The following is a 5,479-nucleotide window of genomic DNA, read 5'->3' as shown; positions in this document are numbered from 1 at the left end:
GGATGTACGCGTCCGTTTCTTGAGAACTCAACAGTGTGTTAAAAGCCAGTGCATGATGCACAACCCCGTCATTTATGACGGATTCCTTTGGTTGACATTTTTGCGAATGTTGGCCGGGTGAAACCATTCCAAGCATTTTTTGGAGAGTTTGATCCTGGCTCAGGACGAACGCTGGCGGCGTGCTTAACACATGCAAGTCGAGCGGAAAGGCCCTTCGGGGTACTCGAGCGGCGAACGGGTGAGTAACACGTGAGTAACCTGCCCCTGACTCTGGGATAAGCCCGGGAAACTGGGTCTAATACCGGATATGACCGCCCCAGGCATCTGGTGGTGGTGGAAAGTTTTTCGGTTGGGGATGGACTCGCGGCCTATCAGCTTGTTGGTGGGGTAATGGCCTACCAAGGCGACGACGGGTAGCCGGCCTGAGAGGGCGACCGGCCACACTGGGACTGAGACACGGCCCAGACTCCTACGGGAGGCAGCAGTGGGGAATATTGCGCAATGGGCGAAAGCCTGACGCAGCGACGCCGCGTGGGGGATGACGGCCTTCGGGTTGTAAACCTCTTTCAGCAGGGACGAAGTTGACGTGTACCTGCAGAAGAAGCGCCGGCTAACTACGTGCCAGCAGCCGCGGTAATACGTAGGGCGCAAGCGTTGTCCGGAATTATTGGGCGTAAAGAGCTCGTAGGTGGCTGGTCGCGTCTGCCGTGAAAGCCCGCAGCTTAACTGCGGGTCTGCGGTGGATACGGGCCGGCTAGAGGTAGGTAGGGGCAAGTGGAATTCCTGGTGTAGCGGTGAAATGCGCAGATATCAGGAGGAACACCGGTGGCGAAGGCGGCTTGCTGGGCCTTACCTGACGCTGAGGAGCGAAAGCGTGGGGAGCGAACAGGATTAGATACCCTGGTAGTCCACGCTGTAAACGTTGGGCGCTAGGTGTGGGGATCTTCCACGATCTCCGTGCCGGAGCTAACGCATTAAGCGCCCCGCCTGGGGAGTACGGCCGCAAGGCTAAAACTCAAAGGAATTGACGGGGGCCCGCACAAGCGGCGGAGCATGTTGCTTAATTCGACGCAACGCGAAGAACCTTACCAAGGTTTGACATCACCCGGAAACGTGCAGAGATGTGCGCCTCTTCGGACTGGGTGACAGGTGGTGCATGGCTGTCGTCAGCTCGTGTCGTGAGATGTTGGGTTAAGTCCCGCAACGAGCGCAACCCTTGTTCCATGTTGCCAGCAACCTCTTCGGAGGGTTGGGGACTCATGGGAGACTGCCGGGGTCAACTCGGAGGAAGGTGGGGATGACGTCAAGTCATCATGCCCCTTATGTCTTGGGCTGCAAACATGCTACAATGGCCGGTACAGAGGGCTGCTAAACCGTGAGGTGGAGCGAATCCCTAAAAGCCGGTCTCAGTTCGGATTGGGGTCTGCAACTCGACCCCATGAAGTCGGAGTCGCTAGTAATCGCAGATCAGCAACGCTGCGGTGAATACGTTCCCGGGCCTTGTACACACCGCCCGTCACGTCACGAAAGTCGGCAACACCCGAAGCCCGTGGCCCAACCAGCTTGCTGGGGGGAGCGGTCGAAGGTGGGGCTGGCGATTGGGACGAAGTCGTAACAAGGTAGCCGTACCGGAAGGTGCGGCTGGATCACCTCCTTTCTAAGGAGCATCGGTCCTGCTCGCAAGAGCTGGGCCTACGCTGTGACTGTGAGCACTCGTCTCGCACACGGCAGCTCATTAGTGGAGCACTGGCTATTCAATCAGGTGGATCGCCTGCGTGTTAGTACTGCCCTTCCTCTTCGGAGGTGGGGAGTGGGAACGTGCGTTGCGGGGTTTCGCTTCTGGTTGGACACACTGTTGGGTCCTGAGGAAACGGACCAGCGGGCCCGCTGCGAGGTGGGCTTGTTGTCTGTTGGTACCTCATTCAGGGCCGACCTCCTGTCATACCGGTCTGACGCTTGGCGTTGGGTGTCTGGTGGTGGGTGGGGTTGGTTGCTGTTTGTTGTTTGAGATTTGCATAGTGGACGCGAGCATCTTTGTGGCCAAGTTTTTTAGGGCACACGGTGGATGCCTAGGCATCAGGAGCCGATGAAGGACGTGGGAGGCTGCGTTAAGCCTCGGGGAGTCGCCAACCAGACGTTGATCCGGGGATGTCCGAATGGGGAAACCTAGCACCAGTCATGTGGTGTTGCCTCCGCCTGAATGTATAGGGCGGTTGGTGGTAACGCGGGGAAGTGAAACATCTCAGTACCCGTAGGAAGAGAAAACAACAGTGATTCCGTGAGTAGTGGTGAGCGAAAGCGGATGAGGCTAAACCGGGCGTGTGTGATAGCCGGCAGGCGTTGCACGTTCGGGGTCGTGGGACCTTCTTGAGGAGACTGCCGTCTTCTCGGACAGTGAGAAATCCATCTGATAGTCGAAGCCTCTGGGAAGGGGCGCCGTAGACCGTGAGAGTCGGGTAGGCGAAATTGGATGGACTGTCGGAGGGGATCCCAAGTAGCACGGGGCCCGAGAAATCCTGTGTGAATCTGCCAGGACCACCTGGTAAGCCTAAATACTCCCTGATGACCGATAGTGCACGAGTACCGTGAGGGAAAGGTGAAAAGTGCCCCGGTGAGGGGTTGTGAAATAGTACCTGAAACCGTGTGCCTACAAGCCGTAGGAGCTTAGCCGGGACTTGTTCCGGCTGTGATGTGACTGCGTGCCTTTTGAAGAATGAGCCTGCGAGTTATGGTGTGTGGCGAGGTTAACCCGTGTGGGGGAGCCGTAGCGAAAGCGAGTCTGAATAGGGCGTTTGAGTCGCATGCTGTAGACCCGAAGCGGAGTGATCTACGCATGGGCAGGTTGAAGCTCAGGTAAGACTGGGTGGAGGACCGAACCCACCAGGGTTGAAAACCTGGGGGATGACCTGTGTGTAGGGGTGAAAGGCCAATCAAACTCCGTGATAGCTGGTTCTCCCCGAAATGCATTTAGGTGCAGCGTCACGTGTTTCTTGCCGGAGGTAGAGCACTGGATGGCTAATGGGCCCGACAAGGTTACTGACGTCAGCCAAACTCCGAATGCCGGTAAGTGAGAGCGTGGCAGTGAGACTGCGGGCGATAAGGTTCGTAGTCGAGAGGGAAACAGCCCAGATCACCGACTAAGGCCCCTAAGCGTGTGCTAAGTGGGAAAGGATGTGGAGTCGCAGAGACAACCAGGAGGTTGGCTTAGAAGCAGCCACCCTTGAAAGAGTGCGTAATAGCTCACTGGTCAAGTGATTCCGCGCCGACAATGTAGCGGGGCTCAAGTACACCGCCGAAGTCGTGGCATTCATCATTTTCGGATGGTGGATGGGTAGGGGAGCGTCGTGCAGCCGGCGAAGCGGCAGAGTGATCTAGTCGTGGAGGCTGTGCGAGTGAGAATGCAGGCATGAGTAGCGAATCGAGGGTGAGAAACCCTCGCGCCGGATGACCAAGGGTTCCTGGGCCAGGCTAATCCGCCCAGGGTAAGTCGGGACCTAAGGCGAGGCCGACAGGCGTAGTCGATGGACAACGGGTTGATATTCCCGTACCCGCTTTAACACGCCCATACTGAACCTCGTGATGCTAAGAGTCCTTAACTCGCCTAAAGCCTTCGGGCTTGGGGTCAGAGTGAACGCTCGGTCCGATCGGGTAGTAGGTAAGCGATGGGGTGACGCAGGAAGGTAGTCCAGCCCAGGCGATGGTTGTCCTGGGGTAAGCATGTAGGGAGTGAGGTAGGCAAATCCGCCTCGCATTAATCCTGAGATGTGATGCCGAGCCGATTGTGGTGAAGTGGATGATCCTATGCTGCCGAGAAAAGCCTCTAGCGAGTGTTGTGGCGGCCCGTACCCTAAACCGACTCAGGTGGTCAGGTAGAGAATACCAAGGCGATCGGGTGAACTGTGGTTAAGGAACTCGGCAAATTGCCCCCGTAACTTCGGGAGAAGGGGGACCTCTGCTGGTGATCAGACTTGCTCTGTGAGCTGGTGGTGGTCGCAGTGGCCAGGGGGAAGCGACTGTTTACTAAAAACACAGGTCCGTGCGAAGTCGTAAGACGATGTATACGGACTGACGCCTGCCCGGTGCCGGAACGTTAAGGGGACCGCTTAGCCAGCTTCGGTTGGCGAAGGTGAGAACTTAAGCGCCGGTAAACGGCGGTGGTAACTATAACCATCCTAAGGTAGCGAAATTCCTTGTCGGGTAAGTTCCGACCTGCACGAATGGCGTAACGACTTCCCCGCTGTCTCAACCACAGACCCGGCGAAATTGCACTACGAGTAAAGATGCTCGTTACGCGCAGCAGGACGGAAAGACCCCGGGACCTTCACTACAGCTTGACATTGGCGTTTGGAGCGTCTTGTGTAGGATAGGTGGGAGACTGGGAAGCTGTCACGCTAGTGATGGTGGAGTCATTGGTGAAATACCACTCTGGTCGTTTTGAACGTCTAACTCTGGTCCGTGATCCGGATCGGGGACAGTGTCTGGTGGGTAGTTTAACTGGGGCGGTTGCCTCCTAAAGAGTAACGGAGGCGCCCAAAGGTTCCCTCAGCCTGGTTGGTAATCAGGTGTTGAGTGTAAGTGCACAAGGGAGCTTGACTGTGAGACTGACGGGTCGAGCAGGAGCGAAAGCTGGGACTAGTGATCCGGCATCGGCATGTGGAAGCGGTGTCGCTCAACGGCTAAAAGGTACCCCGGGGATAACAGGCTGATCTTCCCCAAGAGTCCATATCGACGGGATGGTTTGGCACCTCGATGTCGGCTCGTCGCATCCTGGGGCTGGAGTAGGTCCCAAGGGTTGGGCTGTTCGCCCATTAAAGCGGTACGCGAGCTGGGTTTAGAACGTCGCGAGACAGTTCGGTCCCTATCCGCTGCGCGCGCAGGAGACTTGAAAGGAGCTGTCCCTAGTACGAGAGGACCGGGACGGACGAACCTCTGGTGTGCCAGTTGTACCGCCAGGTGCACGGCTGGTTGGCTACGTTCGGAAGGGATAACCGCTGAAAGCATCTAAGCGGGAAGCTCGCCTTGAGATGAGGTCTCCCACCATGAGAGTGGGTAAGGCTCCCGGTAGACGACCGGGTTGATAGGCCGGAGGTGGAAGCACGGTAACGTGTGGAGCTGACCGGTACTAATAGGCCGAGGACTTGACCACAAAGCATTGTTGCTCAGGTGTGTGCTGCGTTCTGTACTCTTCGCCGGGTCCGGAACAGCGCCGCATGTGAGGGATCCTGTTGCTCGCGTCCACTACGCAATTCTGAGACAGCAAACAGTTGTTCAGGCGACCGGTGACGGTTGGCTGGGTGTTGTTTGTGTGTTTCATAGGGTTACGGCGGTTATGGCGGGAAGGAAACACCCGGTTACATTCCGAACCCGGAAGTTAAGCTTCTCAGCGCCGATGGTACTGCACTCGGGAGGGTGTGGGAGAGTAGGTCACCGCCGGACAATCTTTCAGGTAGGGCTCCGACACTTTGGCTGTCGGGGCCCT

Annotated in this window: 3 rRNA genes; all 3 read left to right on the top strand. The window is 57.2% G+C overall.

Going from position 1 to position 5,479, the window contains the following annotated elements:
* Nucleotides 1–136 precede the first annotated feature (136 nt).
* The 3 genes from ACTMTF_RS49200 (at nt 137) to rrf (ending at nt 5,436) form a co-directional block, all read left to right on the top strand.
* Nucleotides 137–1,657, top strand: a 16S ribosomal RNA gene (locus ACTMTF_RS49200).
* 381 nt (nt 1,658–2,038) lie between these two features.
* Nucleotides 2,039–5,146 (top strand): 23S ribosomal RNA (locus ACTMTF_RS49195).
* Between the two features lie 173 nt (nt 5,147–5,319).
* Nucleotides 5,320–5,436, top strand: a 5S ribosomal RNA gene (gene rrf, locus ACTMTF_RS49190).
* The 16S, 23S and 5S rRNA genes sit together here, the layout of an rRNA operon.
* Nucleotides 5,437–5,479: the final 43 nt, after the last annotated feature.

This window comes from Nonomuraea sp. ZG12 (genome assembly GCF_052068115.1).
Lineage (GTDB): Bacteria > Actinomycetota > Actinomycetes > Streptosporangiales > Streptosporangiaceae > Nonomuraea.
Note: the sequence above shows the minus strand (reverse complement) of the source record. Positions and strands in the feature narration are given on the sequence as shown.